This is a genomic window from Sphingopyxis sp. OAS728, from assembly GCF_014873485.1.
GTDB lineage: Bacteria > Pseudomonadota > Alphaproteobacteria > Sphingomonadales > Sphingomonadaceae > Sphingopyxis.
The window spans coordinates 1,870,285-1,889,587 of the sequence record NZ_JADBDT010000001.1; the positions used below are offsets into that span (position 1 = coordinate 1,870,285).

At 66.4% G+C, this 19,303-nt stretch carries 16 protein-coding genes; 14 read left to right on the forward strand and 2 right to left on the reverse strand.

Annotated features, from left to right (window positions below):
- Positions 1-10 precede the first annotated feature (10 nt).
- From GGC65_RS08650 to GGC65_RS08665, 4 genes are all read left to right on the forward strand, one after another.
- Complete coding sequence (locus GGC65_RS08650; RefSeq protein ID WP_192646788.1) at positions 11-526, forward strand: SAM-dependent methyltransferase; 516 nt, start codon at positions 11-13, stop codon at positions 524-526.
- The gene (locus GGC65_RS08655) at positions 523-777 is read left to right on the forward strand and encodes a hypothetical protein (RefSeq protein WP_192646789.1); all 255 of its coding nucleotides are present in this window, start codon (positions 523-525) and stop codon (positions 775-777) included. The genes GGC65_RS08650 and GGC65_RS08655 overlap by 4 nt, the downstream gene beginning before the upstream one ends.
- A gap of 26 nt (positions 778-803) precedes the next feature.
- Positions 804-2,087 carry a diaminopimelate decarboxylase gene (gene lysA, locus GGC65_RS08660; protein WP_192646790.1) on the forward strand — a complete coding sequence of 428 codons (1,284 nt, stop codon included), beginning with the start codon at positions 804-806 and terminating at the stop codon, positions 2,085-2,087.
- A 98-nt stretch (positions 2,088-2,185) separates the two neighbouring features.
- A complete protein-coding gene (locus tag GGC65_RS08665) occupies positions 2,186-3,283 on the forward strand; it encodes a thioredoxin family protein (protein WP_192646791.1) in 1,098 nt (365 codons plus the stop codon).
- On the opposite strand, the gene GGC65_RS08670 is transcribed toward GGC65_RS08665, so the two are convergent.
- Entirely contained in the window at positions 3,280-3,960 is a 681-nt protein-coding gene (locus tag GGC65_RS08670; RefSeq protein ID WP_318780142.1) for a UTRA domain-containing protein, read from the reverse strand. The genes GGC65_RS08665 and GGC65_RS08670 overlap by 4 nt on opposite strands.
- Positions 3,957-5,303, reverse strand: a complete 1,347-nt coding sequence (locus GGC65_RS08675) for a formimidoylglutamate deiminase (RefSeq protein ID WP_192646793.1) — start codon at positions 5,301-5,303, stop codon at positions 3,957-3,959. Before GGC65_RS08675 ends, GGC65_RS08670 begins: the two co-directional genes overlap by 4 nt.
- 32 nt (positions 5,304-5,335) lie before the next feature.
- Between GGC65_RS08675 and hutI the strand changes: the two genes are divergently transcribed.
- The 10 genes from hutI (at position 5,336) to GGC65_RS08725 (ending at position 19,156) form a co-directional block, all read left to right on the forward strand.
- Complete coding sequence (hutI, locus tag GGC65_RS08680) at positions 5,336-6,547, forward strand: imidazolonepropionase (protein ID WP_192646794.1); 1,212 nt, start codon at positions 5,336-5,338, stop codon at positions 6,545-6,547.
- On the forward strand, positions 6,544-8,064 hold the full coding sequence (gene hutH, locus GGC65_RS08685) for a histidine ammonia-lyase (protein ID WP_192646795.1): 1,521 nt from the start codon (positions 6,544-6,546) through the stop codon (positions 8,062-8,064). The genes hutI and hutH overlap by 4 nt, the downstream gene beginning before the upstream one ends.
- Positions 8,064-8,867 (forward strand): N-formylglutamate deformylase, encoded by an 804-nt coding sequence (gene hutG, locus GGC65_RS08690; RefSeq protein ID WP_192646796.1) that lies wholly within the window; start codon positions 8,064-8,066, stop codon positions 8,865-8,867. The genes hutH and hutG overlap by 1 nt, the downstream gene beginning before the upstream one ends.
- Positions 8,864-10,528 carry a urocanate hydratase gene (gene hutU, locus GGC65_RS08695; RefSeq protein ID WP_192646797.1) on the forward strand — a complete coding sequence of 555 codons (1,665 nt, stop codon included), beginning with the start codon at positions 8,864-8,866 and terminating at the stop codon, positions 10,526-10,528. Before hutG ends, hutU begins: the two co-directional genes overlap by 4 nt.
- A 75-nt stretch (positions 10,529-10,603) precedes the next feature.
- The gene (locus GGC65_RS08700) at positions 10,604-11,767 is read left to right on the forward strand and encodes an acyl-CoA dehydrogenase family protein (RefSeq protein WP_192646798.1); all 1,164 of its coding nucleotides are present in this window, start codon (positions 10,604-10,606) and stop codon (positions 11,765-11,767) included.
- Positions 11,767-12,603, forward strand: a complete 837-nt coding sequence (locus GGC65_RS08705) for a MaoC family dehydratase N-terminal domain-containing protein (protein WP_192646799.1) — start codon at positions 11,767-11,769, stop codon at positions 12,601-12,603. Before GGC65_RS08700 ends, GGC65_RS08705 begins: the two co-directional genes overlap by 1 nt.
- A gap of 145 nt (positions 12,604-12,748) precedes the next feature.
- Entirely contained in the window at positions 12,749-13,351 is a 603-nt protein-coding gene (locus GGC65_RS08710; RefSeq protein ID WP_318780143.1) for a response regulator transcription factor, read from the forward strand.
- A 145-nt stretch (positions 13,352-13,496) separates the two neighbouring features.
- Entirely contained in the window at positions 13,497-14,195 is a 699-nt protein-coding gene (locus GGC65_RS08715) for a response regulator transcription factor (RefSeq protein WP_192646801.1), read from the forward strand.
- A 167-nt stretch (positions 14,196-14,362) separates the two neighbouring features.
- A complete protein-coding gene (locus GGC65_RS08720; protein WP_192646802.1) occupies positions 14,363-16,021 on the forward strand; it encodes an ATP-binding protein in 1,659 nt (552 codons plus the stop codon).
- 69 nt (positions 16,022-16,090) lie between these two features.
- The gene (locus GGC65_RS08725; RefSeq protein ID WP_318780144.1) at positions 16,091-19,156 is read left to right on the forward strand and encodes a triple tyrosine motif-containing protein; all 3,066 of its coding nucleotides are present in this window, start codon (positions 16,091-16,093) and stop codon (positions 19,154-19,156) included.
- Positions 19,157-19,303: the final 147 nt, after the last annotated feature.

Genomic DNA, 19,303 nt, shown 5'->3' on the forward strand with positions numbered 1-19,303 from the left:
GAGGCTCGTGATGCATTATTCCTATGGTGCCCCCGTCGGCATCGTCTGGATGACCCCCGCCACGGGCATGTGGGGTGCATCGGCACAGAGCGCGCAAGATCGCGCCGATAAGGATCGCCGCTGGCCCGCGATGCTTCGCAAGCTCCGGGGTCTGCGCAAACGCGGACGCCGCAGCATCCGTATCGTCGACGCCGATTGCGGCGCCGGTGAATTGCTGATCCACGCCGTCCGGCGCGCACGCGAGATGGGCTTCGTCGCGATCGAAGGTCGCGGCATCGACGCCGACCCGCGCCTGATCGCTAGCGCGTGCCGCGCCGCCGCGCGGCAGAGCGATCCGGCGATCGGCCTCGTCTTCGAACAGGGCGACCCCGACGAAGCGATGCGCGAAGAGGCCGAATATCCGGCCGACCTGCTGCTCTGCCCTGCATCCGATACCGGCACGCGCAAACGCGCGGCTCTCGCCCGAACGGCGGCCGACACCGTGTTGTGGGACCGCAAGGCGCAGCGGGAGCGCGAGCGGTCATGACCCAACGCGACCTTTTGTGGCGCGCCGCCGGCGCGGCGCTGGTCGGCATCGGCTATGCCCTGACCCGCGTCGCGACCAATGCAGCTGCAGACCTCATCGGCATCGTCGGCCTGCTCGTCGCCGCGGCCGGCCTTCTCCTCCTGCTCGCAGGCAAGAAGGCTGCGCTCGCGCTGCGCGTCGAGCGGAGCCGCCACCGCGAACTGCCGGGCGCGATCCGCGCGTCGCGCCGCGCCCGGCGCGACCAGCGCTAAACCCATCTCACCAAAGGATCAATTTGATGTCCTCCTTTCACTTGCTCGGCGGCGAAATGCACGCCGAAGCGGTTCCCCTCGCCGCCATCGCTGCGGCGGTCGGCACCCCCGCCTATGTCTATTCGGCCGACGCGCTGCGCCGCTCGGCGCAGCGCTTCCGCGCCGCGCTCGGCAAGGTGCCGCGCAAGCAGCTGATGTTCGCGGTCAAGGCCAATCCCTCGCCCGCCGTGCTTCGCGTGCTCGCCGATCAGAATTACGGCGCCGACATCGTGTCGGGCGGCGAACTCGATTGCGCGCTCGGCGCGGGGATCACCGCGAACCACATCGTCTATTCGGGAGTCGGCAAGACCGCGCCCGAACTGATCGCCGCGCTCGACGCCGGAATCGGTCGCTTCAATCTTGAGCTCGAGCGCGAAGGGCAGCTATTGTCGGCGCTCGCATTGCAGCGCGGACGCCGCGCGCCGGCCCTGCTCCGCGTCAACCCCGACGTCGATGCCAGCACGCATGCCAAGATCACCACGGGTCGGCTCGACAGCAAGTTCGGCATCCCGATCGACGAGGCGCTTGGCATGTACGATCGGCTCGCGGCGCTTCCCGGCCTCGACCTCCATGGCCTCGCGGTCCATATCGGCAGCCAGATCGTCGATCTCGCGCCGCTCGAGGCCGCCTATCGCAAGATTGGCGATCTTATCCGCGCGCTGCGCCAGCGGGGGCACCGCGTCTACCATGTAGATCTCGGCGGCGGGCTCGGCGTCTCCTACCGTCCCGGCCAGCCGGGCGCCGATGCCGAAGCCTATGGCGACATGGTCGCCGAGGTCACGCGCGACTGGGACGCCACTTTGCTGTTCGAACCCGGGCGCTTCATCGCGGCCGAGGCCGGAATCCTCCTGACGCGCGTGCTGTGGGTCAAGCCGGGTGCCCGCCACCCCTTTGTCGTCGTCGACGCGGCGATGAACGACCTCGCGCGCCCCGCGATGTATGACGCGTGGCACGAATTCACGGCGGTCCGCCCCGCAGGTGGGACATTTGTAGCCAATATCGTCGGCCCGGTCTGCGAAAGCGGCGATACCTTTGCAAGGGAACGCGAGATCGATCGCGTGCAGGAGGGCGACCTCGCCCTCTTCAAAACGGCGGGCGCCTATGGAGCGTCGATGGCGTCGACGTATAACTGCCGTGCAATCGTGCCCGAAGTGCTCGTCGACGGGAATCGCTACGCTACGATCAGCGAACGCATCCCGGCACATCAGCTGCGAAAGCAGCGACTGGCCCCGTGGATGGACGACGATACTCCATCGACCCGCGCGGCGTAACTTTCTGGCCGGCTTAGACGAAGGTGTCATAGCGGCAGGCGCGCGGTCGTCCCATCTCGCGCCTGCTCGACCGATCACCATCGAAGGACAGCCAGTTTATGCCACCCAAAGGACGCCGATGGGCTTTTGCCAGCGTCGCGGCGATCGCCGCGATCGGGGCTGTCGTCACCTGCTTCGGCGACATTCCCGGCGGACCGCTCGCCAACCGGACGATTCCGGTCGCCGGCGCCGCCGAGACGGTTTCGCGGCCGCTCGCCGCGTTGGCGGAGGGCGGTCCCTGGCTGGAAAAGGACGCGCCGCAGGCGCTGCGCGGCAAGGTCGTCCTCGTCAATTTCTGGACCTATTCGTGCATCAACTCGCTGCGCCCGCTGCCCTATCTTCGCGACTGGGCGGCGAAGTACAAGGACGACGGCCTCGTTGTCGTCGGCGTGCACACGCCCGAATTCGGGTTCGAAAAGGATGCCGGCAATGTCCGCCGCGCCGCCGCCGAGCTGGGCGTCACATGGCCCGTCAAGCTCGACAGCGATTATGCGACCTGGCAGAAGTTCGGCAACGACGGCTGGCCGGGTTTCTATTTCATCGACGCCAAGGGCCGCGTCCGCCACCATCGCCTTGGCGAAGGCGATTATGCCGCATCCGAGCGGCTGTTGCAGGAACTGCTGACCGAGGCGAACGGCAAGCCGGTCAACGCGCCGCTCACCGGCGATATCGGCAAGGGTATCGAAGCTTCGCCCGACTGGGACGGTATCCGCACGGGCGAAACCTATGTCGGCTATCGGCAGGCCGCGAACCTCGCGCCTTCGCAACGACTCAAATCCGACACCTCGGCGCAATATGACGCCCCGGCGTCGATCGGCGCGAACCAATGGAATCTGTCCGGACGATGGACCGTCGGCGGCGAGTCCGCCCGCGCCGACGCGCCGTCGGCCAAGATACGCTATCGTTTTCAGGCCCGCGACCTGCATCTGGTGCTGGGCGCACGGCCCGACGGCAAGCCGGTTCGCTTTCGCGTAACGCTCGACGGGCTGCCGCCTGCCGCCGATCACGGCGTCGATGTCGATGCGAACGGGATGGGCAGCGTGACGAGCGACCGCCTATACCAGCTGGTGCGGCAGTCGGCGGGAGCACGAGCGCGGACGTTCGAGATCGAATTCCTCGATCCCGGCGTGCGCGCCTATTCCTTCACCTTCGGCTAGGGGCTGGCGTTGAATTCGGCGACCAGATCGAAGCGATCGCCGCGGAAAAGCTGCCGGACATGCGTCACGACACGCCCCGCACGCCAGGTCGTGCGGTCGAGTTCAAGGCACGCCGCGCCCGCCCCGATCGTCAATAGCGCCGCCTCCTTGCGCGTCGGCGTCACCGCGCGGATGACGTGGCGCGCCTGTGTCCAGGGGATATGGCCGAGCAGCCATGTCCCCGGCGCTTCGTTTGCAAAATCCGCGCCCGCCGCCTCGGGCACCTCGCCGAGCGCGATGAAGCGGCGTTCGAGCGCGAAGGCTTCGCCCGCCGCCATATGCACACCCTCGATCCGCAGCGCCGGACCGGCGAGCAGATCGTCGCCCGCATCCGCGGTTTCGATCGATGCCAGCTCCCAGCGATAGGCCTCGCCCCTCGCGGCGATGAGTTCGGCGAGATCGGGCACGGTCATCACCGCCGAATGGACCGGCGGATGTGCCACGAAAGTCCCCGCCTTGCGCCGCCGCTCGACCAACCCCGATGCCGCGAGCTCGCCGAGTGCCTTGCTCACCGTTGCGCGCGCGCAGCCATAGCGCGCGGCGAGTTCCTGTTCGGTCGGGACGCGGTCGCCGGGGCGCCATTCGCCCGACTGGATCGATGCGGCAATCTCGTCGCGGATGCGGCGTGCGGGGTTCACGCGAGCAGCCGCGCGATGCAGGCGCGATAGGCGGCACCGATCGCGTCCGCCTCGACATGCCGGCCCCTTTCGACGCGCTTGACGCCCGCGCGCCATACACTGTCGACTGCCCCCGCCCGCGCCGAAAAGATCCAGCGGTCGAGGAGGGTCGCATCGTCGGTTCCGGCAAAAGCGGGGTGGTCGAGGTCGAGCGAGACGATGTCGACGGCATGGCCGACCGCGAGCCCCGCCGGCACGCCCAGCGCCTGCGCCCCGCCCTGCACCGCGTGTGCAAACAGGTTCGCGCCGACGAAGGGTGCTTCCTCGCTGGCGAGCAGCGCGCGGGCGCGCTGCGCCAGCCGCTGCGAATATTCAAGCACGCGCAATTCCTGCGCTGCGTCGACGAGGATATTGCTGTCGGTGCCGACTCCGAAGCGGCCACCCGCCGCGAGATAATCGACCGCCGGGAAAATGCCGTCGCCCAGATTGCCCTCGGTGATCGGGCACAGCCCGGCGACCGCGCCGCTCGCGGCGAGCCGCGACACTTCGTTCGCGTCAAGGTGAGTCGAGTGGATCAGGCACCAGCGTTCGTCGACCCCGGCGTTGTCGAGCAGCCATTCGACCGGCCGCGCGCCGCTCCACGCGACGCAATCGGCGACCTCCTTCACCTGTTCGGCGGCGTGGATGTGCACGGGGCCGGTAGACGACAGTTCGAGCAGCGCCGCGAGTTCATCGGGCGTGACGGCGCGCAGCGAATGCGGCGCGATGCCGATATTGGCGTCGCCCGACAGCTTAGACCGCGATGCATCGAGCAACGTCGCGAAGCCGTCCACGTCATTCAGGAAACGCCGCTGTCCGGGGCTCGGCGGCGCCGCGTCGAAATTGCCGTGCGCGTAGAACACCGGCAACAGCGTCAGACCGATGCCCGTGTCACCGCTCGCGCGCGCGATCGCGCCCGCCATCTCGGCGGGATCGGCATAGGTGGCGCCCGCCGGATCGTGATGCAGATAGTGAAACTCGCCGACACGCGTGAAGCCCGTCTCCAGCATCTCGGCATAGGCCTGCGCGGTGATCGCCGCGACATCCTCGGGCGTCAGCCGATCGAGGAAGCGGTACATGATCTCGCGCCAGCTCCAGAAATTGTCGTCAGGCCGGCTGCGGCGTTCCGAAAGCCCCGCCATGCCGCGCTGGAAGCCGTGGCTGTGGACGTTGCACAGGCCCGGCAGCGCCACGCGGTGGCGTTCATCGCCATGCTCGGCCGCGACGCCGGTCTCGATCGACGCGATCCGGCCGTCGGCGACACCGACCCGCACGTCCTTCGCCCAACGATTGTCGATCCACGCGCGTTCGAACCAGAGAGCCATTGTCGTTCGTCCTCATATTATGTCTAGACATAATGGCGCATCCGAACGACAGTGTCCAGATGGAGCAACGCTGGACGAACGCCCGACTCGCAACGATGGCCGATGGCGACCTCGGCCTGATCGACGACGGCGTCGTGGCGGCGAAGGACGGCCGGATCGTCTATACCGGACCCGCCGATGGCGCCCCGGCGGCCACGGGAACCGTCCATGATTGCCAGGGCCGGCTCATCACCCCGGGCCTCGTCGACTGTCACACCCACCTCGTCCACGGCGGCAACCGCGCGAACGAATGGGCGATGCGGCTTGAAGGCGCGAGCTATGAAGAGATCGCGCGCGCGGGCGGCGGCATCGTCTCGACGATGCGCGCGACGCGCGCGGCGAGCGAGGCCGAACTGGTGGCGAGCGCCCTCCCGCGCCTCGACGCGCTGATCGCCGAGGGCGTCACGACGATCGAGATCAAATCGGGTTACGGCCTGTCGACCGACGACGAACTCAAGATGCTGCGCGCCGCGCGGGCGCTCACCGGACACCGCAACATTCGCGTCGAACCGACCTTCCTCGGCGCGCACGCGCTGCCCCCCGAATATAAGGGCGACAGCGACGCCTATATCGACCTCGTCGTAAACGAGATGATCTTCGCCGCCGCGCCGCTCGCGACCTCGGTCGATGCTTTTTGCGAAGGCATCGGCTTCTCGCCCGCGCAATGCGCCCGCGTCATTGAAGCGGCGAAGGCGCACGGGCTCGCGGTCAAGCTCCATGCCGAACAATTGTCGGCGCTCCACGGCAGCGCGCTTGCCGCAAGCCATGGCGCGCTGTCGGCGGACCACCTCGAGCATGCGACCGACGACGACGTCCGCGCGATGGCCGAGGCGGGCACCGTCGCGGTGGTGCTCCCCGGCGCTTATTATTTCATGCGCGAGACCAAGCTGCCGCCGATCGACGCGATGCGCCGCCATGGCACGCGTATCGCGCTCGCGACCGACAACAACCCCGGCACCTCACCGACCACCTCGCTGCTGCTGATGCTCAACATGGGCGCGACTTTGTTCGGGCTGACGGTGGTCGAGGCGCTGCGCGGTGTGACGGTCAACGCCGCCGCCGCGCTCGGGCTCAGCGCCGAGCTCGGTACGCTCGAGCCCGGCAAGGCATGCGACCTCGCGATCTGGGACGTCCGCGACCCCGCCGAGCTCGTTTATCGCATCGGCTTCAACCCGCTTCACCAACGTATCAAGGACGGACAATGATCATCGAGCCCGGGCATATTTCGCTCGCCGACTGGCGCGAAATCTATGAGGGCGCGAGCGCCGAATTGAGCGACGCCGCATGGGACGCGATCGACGCCAGCGCCGCCGCGGTCGCGCGGATCGTCGCCAAGGGCGCGCCGGTCTATGGTATCAACACCGGTTTCGGAAAGCTTGCGAGCGTCCGCATCGCCGACGACGATCTGGCGACGCTCCAGCGCAATATCGTGCTCAGCCATGCCGCAGGGACCGGCGCGCCGTCGCCGACGAAGATCGTTCGGCTGATGATGTCGCTGAAGCTCGCGAGCTTCGGCATGGGCGCGTCGGGCGTGAAGCGCGAGACCGTCGCGATGCTCGAAGCCATGCTGGCGAAAGGCCTCACCCCCGTCGTCCCGTCGCAGGGCTCGGTCGGCGCGAGCGGCGACCTTGCGCCGCTGTCGCATATGGCGGCGGCGATGATCGGCGTCGGCGAGATCGAGGCCAGCGGCAAGACGCTGCCCGCCGCGGACGCCCTCGCACAGGCAGGCCTCGTCCCGCTCGACCTCGGCCCCAAAGAGGGCCTCGCGCTGCTCAACGGCACGCAATTTTCGACCGCCAACGCCCTCGCCGGCCTCTTCCGCGCGGAAACCATCTTCCGCTCGGCGCTGATCACCGGCGCGCTCTCGACCGAGGCCGCCAAGGGCTCCGACGCCCCCTTCGATGCGCGCATCCATGCCCTGCGCGGTCACGCCGGCCAGCGCGAGGTCGGCGATGCGCTCCGCGGTCTGATGGCCGGTTCGGCGATCCGGGCGTCGCACGCGGTCGACGATCCGCGCGTGCAGGACCCCTATTGTCTCCGCTGCCAGCCGCAGGTGATGGGCGCGGCGCTCGACCTGCTGCGGCAGGCGGGAACGACACTCGGCATCGAAGCGAACGGCGTCTCCGACAATCCGCTCATCTTTGCCGACACCGACGAGGCGCTGTCGGGCGGCAATTTCCACGCCGAGCCCGTCGCTTTCGCCGCCGACATGATCGCGATGGCCATCTGCGAGATCGGGTCGATTGCGGAACGCCGCATCGCGATGCTCGTCGACCCGGCGCTCTCGGGCCTCCCCGCCTTCCTCACCCCGCGCCCCGGCCTCAACTCGGGCTTCATGATCCCGCAGGTCACCGCTGCCGCGCTCGTCAGCGAGAACAAGCAGCGCGCCTATCCCGCGAGTGTCGACTCGATCCCGACCTCTGCCAATCAGGAAGATCATGTCTCGATGGCCGCGCACGGCGCGCGCCGCCTGCTCGACATGGCCAACAATGCCAGCGCGGTGATCGGGATCGAACTGCTCGCGGCGTGTCAGGGCATCGATTTCCACGCACCGCTGAAATCGAGCGACGCGCTGGAGGCCGCGCACCGGCATTTGCGCGCCGACGTGCCGACGCTCGAGGATGACCGGCACTTCCATCCCGACATGGAAACCGCGACCGCGCTGATCCGCACCGGCAGCCTCGTCGCGGCGGTGCCCGCCAGCCTGCCGGGCGTCGGCTGATGGACTGGCTGCGCGTCCACCGCGGCGACGCGCCGCTCGTCATCGCCTTCCCGCACGGCGGCACCGATCTCGCGGGCCTCGACGAGCAATATGTTTCGCCTTGGCATGCGCAGATCGACACCGACTGGTACATCGCCGAGCTTTACGCCTTTGCGGCCGACATGGGTGCAACGCTGGTCGCGACGAACATCTCGCGCAGCGTGATCGACATGAACCGCGACCCATCGGGCGCGTCGCTCTATCCGGGGCAGGCGACGACCGAACTATGCCCGACGACGACGTTCGACGGCGATCGGCTCTATCGTTTCGACGACCCCGACGAGACCGAAATCAACCAGCGCCTCCATCTCTATCATCGGCCCTATCATGAGGCGCTGAGCGAAGAGCTGCACCGCCTGAAATCGGCGCACGACCGCGTTGTCCTCTACGACGCCCATTCGATCCGCAGCCATGTGCCGCGCTTGTTCGACGGCGAGCTGCCGCAGTTCAACATCGGCACCAACGGCGGCGCGACCTGCGCGCCCGAGCTCGAAACCATCGTCGCGAACATCTGCGCCGCGAGCGGACGCAGCCATGTCGTCAATGGCCGCTTCAAGGGCGGTTGGACGACGCAGCATTACGGCCAGCCCGACAACGGCATCCACGCGATCCAGATGGAGCTCGCGCAGCGCGGCTATATGGCCGAGCCCGACGCGATCACCCACGCCAACTGGCCCTCCCCCCTCGATCCCAATCCCGCGATCCGGCCCGTGCTCGAACAGGTGATCGCCGCGACCCTCGATTTTGCGAAAGGAAAGTCATGACCACCCGCCTCGACAACAGCCGCGTGATCCGCCCGGCGACCGGTCCCGAGATCAGCGCAAAGAGCTGGCTCACCGAAGCGCCGATGCGGATGCTGATGAACAATCTCCACCCCGACGTGGCCGAGGCACCGCACGAGCTGGTCGTCTATGGCGGTATCGGACGCGCCGCGCGCGACTGGGAAAGCTATGACCGGATCGTCGAGACGCTGAAACGGCTCGAAGGCGACGAAACGCTGCTGATCCAGTCGGGCAAACCCGTCGGCGTGTTCCGGACGCACGAGAATGCTCCGCGCGTGCTGCTCGCCAATTCGAACCTCGTCCCCGAATGGGCGAACTGGGAGCATTTCCACGAGCTCGATAAAAAGGGCCTGATGATGTACGGCCAGATGACGGCCGGGAGCTGGATCTACATCGGCAGCCAGGGCATCGTTCAGGGCACCTACGAAACCTTTGTCGAAATGGGCCGCCAGCATTATGGCGGCAGTCTCGCGGGCCGCTGGCTGCTCACCGCCGGGCTGGGCGGCATGGGCGGCGCGCAGCCGCTCGCGGCGGTCATGGCGGGCGCGAGCTGCCTCGCGATCGAATGCCAGCCGAGCCGCATCGAAATGCGCCTGCGCACCGGCTATCTCGACAAGCAGGCAGGCAGCATCGACGAGGCGATCGCGATGATCGAAGCGAGCCATGCCGAAGGCAAGCCCGTCTCGGTCGGCCTGCTCGGCAACGCTGCCGAAACCCTGCCCGAAATCGTTCGCCGCGGCATCCGCCCCGACCTGCTCACCGACCAGACCTCGGCGCACGATCCGGTGAACGGCTATCTCCCCGCCGGCTGGACGCTCGACGAGTGGTTCTCGAAGCGCGAGAGCGACCCCGCTGCTGTAGCGAAGGCCGCCAAAGCGTCGATGGCGGTGCATGTGCAGGCGATGCTCGACCTGCAGGCCGCCGGCGTGCCGACGACCGACTATGGCAACAACATCCGCCAGATGGCGAAGGACGAAGGCGTCGAAAATGCCTTCGACTTCCCCGGCTTCGTCCCCGCCTATGTCCGCCCGCTCTTCTGCCGCGGCATCGGCCCCTTCCGCTGGGCCGCGCTGTCGGGCGATCCCGAGGATATTTACAAGACCGACGCGAAGGTGAAGGAGCTGCTCCCCGACAACGCACATCTCCACAACTGGCTCGACATGGCGCGCGAGAAGATCAAGTTCCAGGGGCTACCCGCACGCATCTGCTGGGTCGGGCTCGGCGACCGCCACCGGCTCGGCCTCGCGTTCAACGAGATGGTCGCGTCGGGCGAACTCAAGGCCCCCGTCGTGATCGGCCGCGATCATCTGGACTCGGGCTCGGTCGCTTCCCCGAACCGCGAGACCGAGGCGATGCGCGACGGATCGGATGCGGTCTCCGACTGGCCGCTGCTCAACGCCCTCCTCAACACCGCCTCGGGCGCGACCTGGGTGTCGCTCCACCATGGCGGCGGGGTCGGCATGGGCTATTCGCAACATAGCGGCATGGTGATCGTCGCCGACGGCACCCCCGAAGCGGCAAAGCGGCTCGAACGTGTGCTCTGGAACGATCCCGGCACGGGCGTGATGCGCCACGCCGACGCAGGTTACGACATCGCGATCGACTGCGCGCGCGAGAAAGGGCTCGACCTGCCGAGCATCTGACGTTTGTTTCAGTTGCGCCGAAACAGCTTCGCATTCTAAGGCTCTCCCCGAAGATCAGGGGAGAGCCGAACGCCGATGTCCGAAGCCCAGCCGCAGAGCTACCCTGAAATCCGCGAGGCGGTGCGCCGACTCTGCGGCGAATTCCCCGGCGAATATTGGCAGCGCCTCGACCGCGACCGTATCTATCCGACCGAATTCGTCCGCACGTTGACCGAGGCGGGTTTCCTCTCGGTCCTGATCCCCGAGGAATATGGCGGGTCGGGCCTCGGTCTCGGCGCCGCGACCGCCGTGCTCGAGGAAATCCATCGCTCGGGCTGCAACGGCGGCGCGTGCCACGCGCAGATGTACACGATGGGCACCCTGCTCAAGCACGGGTCGGAGGCGCAGAAGCAGGCCTATCTGCCCGCCATCGCCAGCGGCGAGCTGCGCCTGCAGGCCTTTGGCGTCACCGAACCGACTGCGGGCACCGACACCACGCGCATCCGCACTTTCGCCAACAGGGTCGGCGACAAATATATCGTCAACGGCCAGAAAATCTGGATCAGCCGCGCCGAACATTCGGACCTGATGGTCCTGCTCTGCCGCACCACCCCGCGCGAGCTATGCGCCAAGCCCTCCGACGGGATGAGCGTGCTGCTCGTCGACATGCGCGAGGCCGCAGGTAATGGCCTCACGATCCGCCCCGTCCGCACGATGCTCAACCATGCAACGACCGAACTCTTCTTCGACGACCTCGAAGTTCCCGCCGACAATTTGATCGGCGAGGAGGGCAAGGGCTTTCGTTACATATTGTCGGGCATGAACGCCGAGCGCATACTGATCGCGTCCGAATGTATCGGCGACGGGCGTTTCTTCATCGACCGCGCGACCGCCTACGCCAAGGACCGCTCGGTGTTCGGCCGCGCTATCGGCGAAAATCAGGGTGTGCAGTTCCCGATCGCGCGCGCCTATGTGCAGATCGCGGCGGCCGCCGAGATGGTCGACAAGGCCGCGCGCCTGTTCGACGTCGGCGCCGATTGCGGGACTGAAGCGAACATGGCGAAGATGTTGGCGTCCGAGGCGAGTTGGTACGCCGCCGACATGTGCGTGCAGACGCACGGCGGCTTCGGCTTTGCCGAGGAATATGACATCGAACGCAAGTTTCGCGAGACGCGGCTTTATCAGGTCGCACCGATCAGCACGAATTTGATCCTCAGCCATGTCGCAACCCACGCGCTCGGCCTGCCCAAGAGTTTCTGATGGACGATTATTCCGCCTGTGTCGGCCGCAGCGAAACGCGCGAGGATGTTGCCACCGCAGCACCGCTTGCGGGCCTTGCCGCGCTACTCGATCATGACGTCACGCCGTGGGTTTCGGGCGAGGTACCGCCGCTCGGCCACTGGCTCTATTTCCTGCCCACCGCGCCCCAGTCGGAGATCGGTGCGGACGGCCACCCGCGCCGCGACGGCGAAGGCTTGCTCCCGCCCGTCCCGCTGCCCCGCCGTATGTGGGCGGGCAGCCGCATCGAGTTCCTCGCACCAATTGCGGTTGGTGCCGCGTTGAGCCGCGTCACAACGATCGACGCGATCAAGCCCAAGCGGGGCGCGAGTGGCGACCTGCTCTTCGTGACGCTGCGGCACGACATTGCCGCCGACGGCGTCGCCGCGATCCGCGAAGAGCAGGACATCGTCTTTCGCGAACCCGCGCCGATGATCCCTGCAACCGCCGCCGCTCCCCTCGCGCCGCCCGAACCCGACCCCGCCGATGCGGTGCGCAGCGTCTCCCCCGACCCGGTTTTGCTGTTCCGCTACTCAGCGCTCACCTTCAACGCGCACCGCATCCACTACGACCGCGACTATGCCCGCGATGTCGAAGGCTATGCCGGGCTCGTCGTGCATGGTCCGCTTATCGCGACATTGCTGATGGATCATGCCCTGCGCGCGGGCCTCTCCCCCCGCTGCTTCGATTTCCGCGCCGAAGCGCCGCTGATCGATGGCGCCCCTTTCGACCTCTGCCTTGCGCACGACGATGGCGGTACGCGGATGTGGGCGCGCGACGCGACGGGACGCGCGACGATGCGGGCAAAATTGTCCTGATGGCGGAAATGACGCGCGAACTTGTCGCTGTTCCTTTGGCCCCGATCGGGGTAATATCGATGCACAGGGACTTACCCGCAGGTTGCCGGGGCCGCGGGGGTGGGACATTCGGGTCATGAGTGACAATCCTCCGGCTATCCGGATATTGGTCGTCGACGATCACCCCGTGCTTCGCGCCGGGGTCGCGGCCATGCTGGAGAACCAAAACGATCTCGCCGTCGTCGGCGAGGCGGCCGACGGCGCAGAGGCGCTGTCCCAATTTCGCGCCCTGCAACCCGATGTCGTCATCATGGATCTGCAAATGCCGCGCATGAACGGGATCGAGGCGACGATGGCCATTCGCGCGGAGGCCCCGTCGGCAAAGATCCTGGTCCTCACAACCTACGCCGGCGATGTTCAGGCGGTGCGTGCGCTTCGCGCCGGCGCCACGGGTTATCTGCTCAAGAACAGCCTGCGGACGCAGATCGTCGATGCGGTTCGCAGCGTGCATGCCGGCCGTCGACATATAGCGCCCGACGTGTCCGAACAGATTGCGCTGCACGTCACCGACGAACAGCTGACCGAGCGCGAGCTGTCGGTTCTCGAACTGATTGCACTGGGGCACGCCAACAAGGAGGCGGCGGCCGAACTCGGCCTCGCCGAAGAGACGGTCAAAGCGCATCTCAAGAACATTTTCCTGAAGCTCGACGTCAATGACCGCACGCGCGCGGTCACCGTGGCGATGGAGCGAGGGATTTTGGAAATCTAGCGCCACCCCCGAATGGGGCAGTGCGAACCCCCGACGTCGGGGATGGTGGACGAGCAAAGGCGGCCTATCCTGACCTCGGGGACCGTGCCCGTTTCGCGACCTCGCGCATGTGCGCGGCTACTCCCTGACAGGGCTGGAGGACGTCATGGAGGATGGTGAACCGCTCATCGTGATCGTCGACGACGACGACGCAATTCGCGACGCCGTGACCAATCTTCTTGCCTCTGTGGGCATCGACGCCGTCGGATTTGGGTCGCCGGTCGAGGCCGTTCAGGCGTCGCTGCCCGATCGGCCCGGCTGCTTCATCCTCGACGTCCGCATGCCCGGTGCGAGCGGTCTCGACTTTCAGCGCCAACTCGGCACCGGGCCGCACCGCGGAAAGCCGGTCATTTTCCTTACTGCGCATGGCGATATTCCAATGTCGGTACAGGCGATGAAGGCCGGAGCGATCGATTTTCTCACCAAGCCATTTCGCGACCAGACGTTGCTCGACGCGATCCAGACCGCGATCGAACGCGACCTCGCCCAGCGCAAGGCGAGCCGGATTTGCGACGACCATCTCGAACGGTTTTCGGCCCTGACGCCGCGCGAGCGCGAGGTCATGCGGCATGTCGCGATGGGGCGCTTGAACAAGCAGATCGCCTATGACCTTGGCATTACGGAGGTCACGATAAAATTGCATCGCAGCAACGTGATGCGGAAAATGAACCTCGCCTCGGCCGGCGATCTCGTCCGGTCGTGGGAAACCATGGCGCCCCACCTTCCGCGATCGGTGCCCGTGGAAGTGTCCGCCGCCGCCCAATCAGCCAATCCTCTGCGGCCTCACCGGGCTTACGGCACCTAGGCATTCTTCACCGGGGCAAATGCCCTCCCCGTTCGGGGCTCGAATTTTGCGGCAACCGGCCGCAGGATTGTCGAGGAACTCCATCGGATTCGAGATCGGAATGACGAATGGAAACCGCGGCGAAGCAACGAAAGCGCCGGGGCGGAGATCGGGCACCTGCGCCCAAGGTGCGTAAAGCCGCTACTGCGACAGTGCCGGGGCCAATCGATCATAACGAGCCGCACGGCTTCGACATCATCGATCAGGCGACACAGAGCATTATCGCCTATGAAGCCGACGGAACCGTTCGCACCTGGAATCCCGCTTCCACGCTGCTCTATGGCTGGCCCGCCAGCACCGCAGTCGGACATCGTCTCGACCCACTGGCGTTACGCGACTGGATCGACTGGGACGAAATCGGCGATCAAGATGAATGGTCGGGTACAACGTCCCGCCGCCGGATGGACGGCCTTTTCATGGACGTCCCGATACGGCTGATCCGGCGTTCAGGCGCGGACGGAAAAACCATCGGCTTTGTCGAATTTGGACCGGTCCCGGCGCTCGATGACCGGTCGCTCGTCGATCCGGACGCTACGCGCGACGCTCCAACCGAGGTCCAGCCGGGTGCGGTCGCGAGGGAACGCGGCGTATTCAAGCGACTACTAGAGCATATGCCGGTGCCGCTCTGGCAGGTCGACGCCCGAAGCCCCGGCCACGCATTCGAAGCATTGCGCGACCAGGGGGTTACCGACATCGAGGCGTATCTGGCCGAACATCCCAAATTCGTCGAGTTCGCGTGCAACACGGTCGTCGTGACCGATGTTAATCGTGCCGCGATCACGCTGCTCGGCGGCACCGAAGCGCAGTTTCTGAATCCCGTACGCTATATTTTCGAGGCGACGCCGAACGCGGCCGCGCGCGTGACCGCCGCCCATTACAACGGCAAATGCAATCATGCCGAAGAGATCAGGATCAACACTTTCGATGGCCGCACGCTCGACGTTCTGTTCCTGATCACTTTCCCCCAGCCGCCCGAGGATATGAAGACCACCTTCATCACGATGATCGACATCACCGATCAAATCCGCGCCGAAACGGAACTGCGCCAATTGCAGGCCGATTTTGCCCACGCCGCGCGGATTTCGACGTTGGGCGAGATGGTCGCGACGATCGCGCATGAAGTGAAGCAACCTTTGACCGCGATCGTCGCCAATGGCGGCGCCAGCATGCGTTGGCTTTCGCGCGGCGGCGCGCTCGACCGGGTCGCCGACCGGATCGAACGCATTATCGAGAGCGCCGAACACGCCAACGAGATCATCCTGCGCATCCAGCGCATGGCGGCAAATCGCGAACCGGCATGGACCAATCTCGACATGAACGACGTCGTCAGAGAGGCGCTTCGCTTTATGCAACGCGAAAGCCGGGAGAAGCGGATCAGGATCGGCACGCACCTCGATCCCGATCTGCCGACGATCAATGGAGACCGGGTTCAGTTGCACCAGCTTCTGATCAATCTGCTCGTGAACAGCTTTCAGGCGATCGACGCCGGGGCCGGTGACGAGCGGTGGGTCGATATCCACAGCGGCTGCAGTCCGGGATGGGTGGAACTCGCGGTGACGGATTCGGGGCCCGGCATTGCCGCCGAGCATATCGACAAGGTCTTCAAAGGATTTTTCACGACGAAAGAAACCGGAATGGGGATCGGCCTTGCAATCTGCCAGTCGATCGTGGGCAAGCATGGCGGCAGTATCGCGATCGAAAATCTGGATGGCGGCGGCGCCGCGGTTCGCGTCAAACTCCCCCTGAGCCGCGTCACCCCGCAAACACGGTGGCCGTCGCAAGTTTGATCCACACGCATTTTAGACTTCGCCCGCGCATCGCCCAAAGCTAGTGTCTCTCCTGTTGGAGGGGCCAGCGTGCGAAAATCGATCGCAATTTTGATCTGCATCCTGCTCGCCCTGCTGCCGGGTCGGGCGATGGCGGCGTTCGAGCGGTCGATCCTTCAATATCACCACCGCCACTGGAGCGAAGAAAGCGACGCGCCGAAACCGGTCTTCGCGGTGAAACAGGGCCAGCGCGGTTACATGTGGGTCGCCTCTGCGAGCGGCCTGTTCCGTTTCGACGGCATCCGATTCGACAATGTCAGCGACGGCATCGACCTGGTCCAGCACGGTCCGCCATCGGCGATCCTCGTCCGCCGCAACGGCGAAATCTGGACCAATTTCGAACGATCGGGGCGCTTCGCCGTCTATCGCGGCGGCCGCTTGCGCTTTCTCGACGCGCCGCGGTCGCCCGATCGGGTCCAAGCGATGCACGAGGCCGCCGACGGTACGATCTGGGTCCTGACCGAGCGAACCGGATTGCCGCTGCTGCGCTATCGCCACGGCAAATGGACGCAATTCGGGGCGAAGGCTGGCGCGCCGGTCGACAATCCCTTCAGCATGGTGGTGACGCGCGATGGCACCGTCTGGGTCTCCTTCACCGGATCGGTTGCCCGCTTGCGCGCCGGCGAAACGCATTTCGAGACGGTGCGAAGCAAGCTGCGCGCGCTCGGCCGCCTGTCGATCGATCCGCAGGAGCGCATCTGGCTGACCGAGATCGACGGCACCTATCCGATCACCGGCGTCGGCGGGCGCGGCGACCCGCCGCCGCTGCGCCACGCCTATGCGACCGACGCCGCCGAGATTCGCGGCTGGCCGATGTTCGATCGCGAAGGCAATTTGTGGATATCGACCTATTATGACGGGATCCAGCGCGTCGCCCGCCCCGATCCCCGCGGCGCGACGACCCGCGCGGAAGCCATCGCCCGCGTCGAGCATTTCACCGCGCGCGACGGGCTGTCATCGAACGCGACCACCGCGATCTGGCAGGATGACGAAGGCAATGTCTGGGCCGGCACCGAAAATGGCATCGACCGCTTCTGGCCGGCGACGCTTCGCTTTGAATCCGAACTGACCGACCCCGCGGCCTTTGGCGACCTGCTGCTTCAGGCATCGGACGGCGCGGTCTACATCGGTCAGGCGTCGGCCATTTATCGCGTCCGCCCCGGCGGCCACCCCGAGGTCATTTTCAAAACCCAGGGTGAGCCGAGCACCTTGTGCGAGGCGCCCGACGGCGCAATCTGGATCGGCGTCGGCCGCGAGGTCGTGATCTGGCGCGACGGCCGGGTGCGGCGGCTGCCTGGGCGCGTTCCGGTGAACCGGACAATCTATGACTGCGCGTTCGATGCGAACGGCGATTATTGGGTCACGGCGTCCTTCGGCGGCATGGCGCGCTTCCGGGCGGGCCGCTGGGACCAGCCTTTCGGACCCGCGCGCGGCGACTTTATCCCGAAATCGATGGTGGCCGACCGCAACGGCCGCATCGCCGTGCAGTGGACCAATCGCATGCTCGGCTGGATCGACGGCGACCGACGTCGCACCGTGCCGATCCCATGGGACGGCTATGAGCCCGACGATGCGGCATTATATGACGCACCCGACGGCGGCTTGTTCGTCGCCGGCCGTTTCGGCCTCGCGCGCTTTCAGGACGGACGCGTCCAGACGATATCGGCGCGCCGCGCGCCCGTGCTCAGCGGCGTCAACGGGATGGTCCAGACGCCCGATGGCGATAGCTGGCTCGCGGGTCCCGCCGGGATCATGCAGATCCCGTCGAGCCGTCTGGCGGCCGCCCTCGCCAATCCCGGTCCACCACCGGCGTTTCGGGTTTTCGGCGCGCTCGACGGCCTCAGAAGCCTGCCGCACGACCATAGCCGCCGCTCGATCGTTCGGGGCGGCGATGGCCGGCTGTGGATCGCGACGCAAACGGGAACGCTCTGGCTCGACCCGAGCGACATCGCGCGTAACCGCCGGCCGCCGAAGGTCCACGTCAGTGCGCTCTCCGCCGATCGGCTCTACCGCGATCCACAGCGCGTGAAGCTGCCCGCCGGAACGTCGGACATCGAGATCGACTTCGCGGTGCTCAGCTTCGCCAACCCGCGCGCGACGCGCGTGCGATACCGGATCGAGGGACAGGGCGTCGAATGGGTCGACGCCGGAACGCGGCGACAGGCCTTTTATACCAACCTTGCCCCCGGAACTTATCGTTTCCACGTTATCGCCGCGAACGACGATGGCGTGTGGAACGAAGCGGGCGCCACGGTCGCGTTCGAAATCCCGCCGACCTTTGTTCAGTCGCGCTGGTTCCTGCTGCTCTGCGTGGCGGCGGGGGTTCTTCTCCTGTGGGCGATATTGCAATGGCGCTATGCCGAAGCAATGCGGCGCATGCGCAGCCGGCTCGAAGAACGCGTCGGCGAACGCGAACGGATCGCCCGTGACCTCCACGACACCTTGCTTCAAGGCGTGCAGGGCCTTGTGCTGCAATTTCAGGCGATCGCCGACCGTATGCCGGGCAACAACGGTGAACGCGCCGCGCTTCAAAAAGCGCTGACCCTTGCCGACGACGTCATCCTCGAAGGACGCGAACGCGTTCAGGCGCTCCGCGGCCATCAGGACGCCACCGATCTGGAGACCGTCGTCCACAATCTCGTCAAGACGCATCCCTTTTACCCCGCGGTTGAGGTGCGGGTCGCGATAGAGGGCGCGGCGCGCCCCGTCGATCCGCTTGTCGCGTCCGAACTGGCGCTTATCGGTGGCGAGGCGCTCTTCAATATCGCGCATCACGCCGGTGCGACCGAAGTCGGCATCCTCGTCGACTTTGGGCGCGACGAGCTTTCGATCCGGTTTCGCGACAATGGCGCGGGGATCCCCGCCGATATCCTTCGCGAAGGGCGGCGCGAAGGCCATTTCGGGCTGGTTACGATGCGCGAACGCGCCGAGAGGATCGGCGGCAAATTCGCGATCGACAGCGCGCCCGGACAGGGAACGGTCGTGTCCGTCACTTTGGGGGCGAACCTCGCCTATGGCGGCGCGCGGCGCGCAAGCCTCTGGAAGCGCCTGAAGGATTATCTTTCCGGCGGCTCAGACCATCCCCGTCTCGATTGATCGCCAGCAAATCCACCCACAGAGATCATCTGGGTATTTCTCCGCCCCCGACATTGCCAATTCGCAAAGCGGGCCATGCCGGTGCGCATCATGATCACCTTGTTCGCACCGATGCGGACGGAGTCGGGGAGGATCCGCATCAGCAAT

Coding starts and splice junctions, on each gene's coding strand:
- GGC65_RS08700 (WP_192646798.1), top strand. CDS start 10,604: ATGTCCGAAGCCCAGCCGCAGAGCTACCCTGAAATCCGCGAGGCGGTG.
- hutG (WP_192646796.1), top strand. CDS start 8,064: ATGGACTGGCTGCGCGTCCACCGCGGCGACGCGCCGCTCGTCATCGCC.
- GGC65_RS08715 (WP_192646801.1), top strand. CDS start 13,497: ATGGAGGATGGTGAACCGCTCATCGTGATCGTCGACGACGACGACGCA.
- GGC65_RS08650 (WP_192646788.1), top strand. CDS start 11: ATGCATTATTCCTATGGTGCCCCCGTCGGCATCGTCTGGATGACCCCC.
- GGC65_RS08675 (WP_192646793.1), bottom strand. CDS start 5,303: ATGGCTCTCTGGTTCGAACGCGCGTGGATCGACAATCGTTGGGCGAAG.
- GGC65_RS08705 (WP_192646799.1), top strand. CDS start 11,767: ATGGACGATTATTCCGCCTGTGTCGGCCGCAGCGAAACGCGCGAGGAT.
- hutI (WP_192646794.1), top strand. CDS start 5,336: ATGGCGCATCCGAACGACAGTGTCCAGATGGAGCAACGCTGGACGAAC.
- GGC65_RS08655 (WP_192646789.1), top strand. CDS start 523: ATGACCCAACGCGACCTTTTGTGGCGCGCCGCCGGCGCGGCGCTGGTC.
- GGC65_RS08665 (WP_192646791.1), top strand. CDS start 2,186: ATGCCACCCAAAGGACGCCGATGGGCTTTTGCCAGCGTCGCGGCGATC.
- hutH (WP_192646795.1), top strand. CDS start 6,544: ATGATCATCGAGCCCGGGCATATTTCGCTCGCCGACTGGCGCGAAATC.
- lysA (WP_192646790.1), top strand. CDS start 804: ATGTCCTCCTTTCACTTGCTCGGCGGCGAAATGCACGCCGAAGCGGTT.
- hutU (WP_192646797.1), top strand. CDS start 8,864: ATGACCACCCGCCTCGACAACAGCCGCGTGATCCGCCCGGCGACCGGT.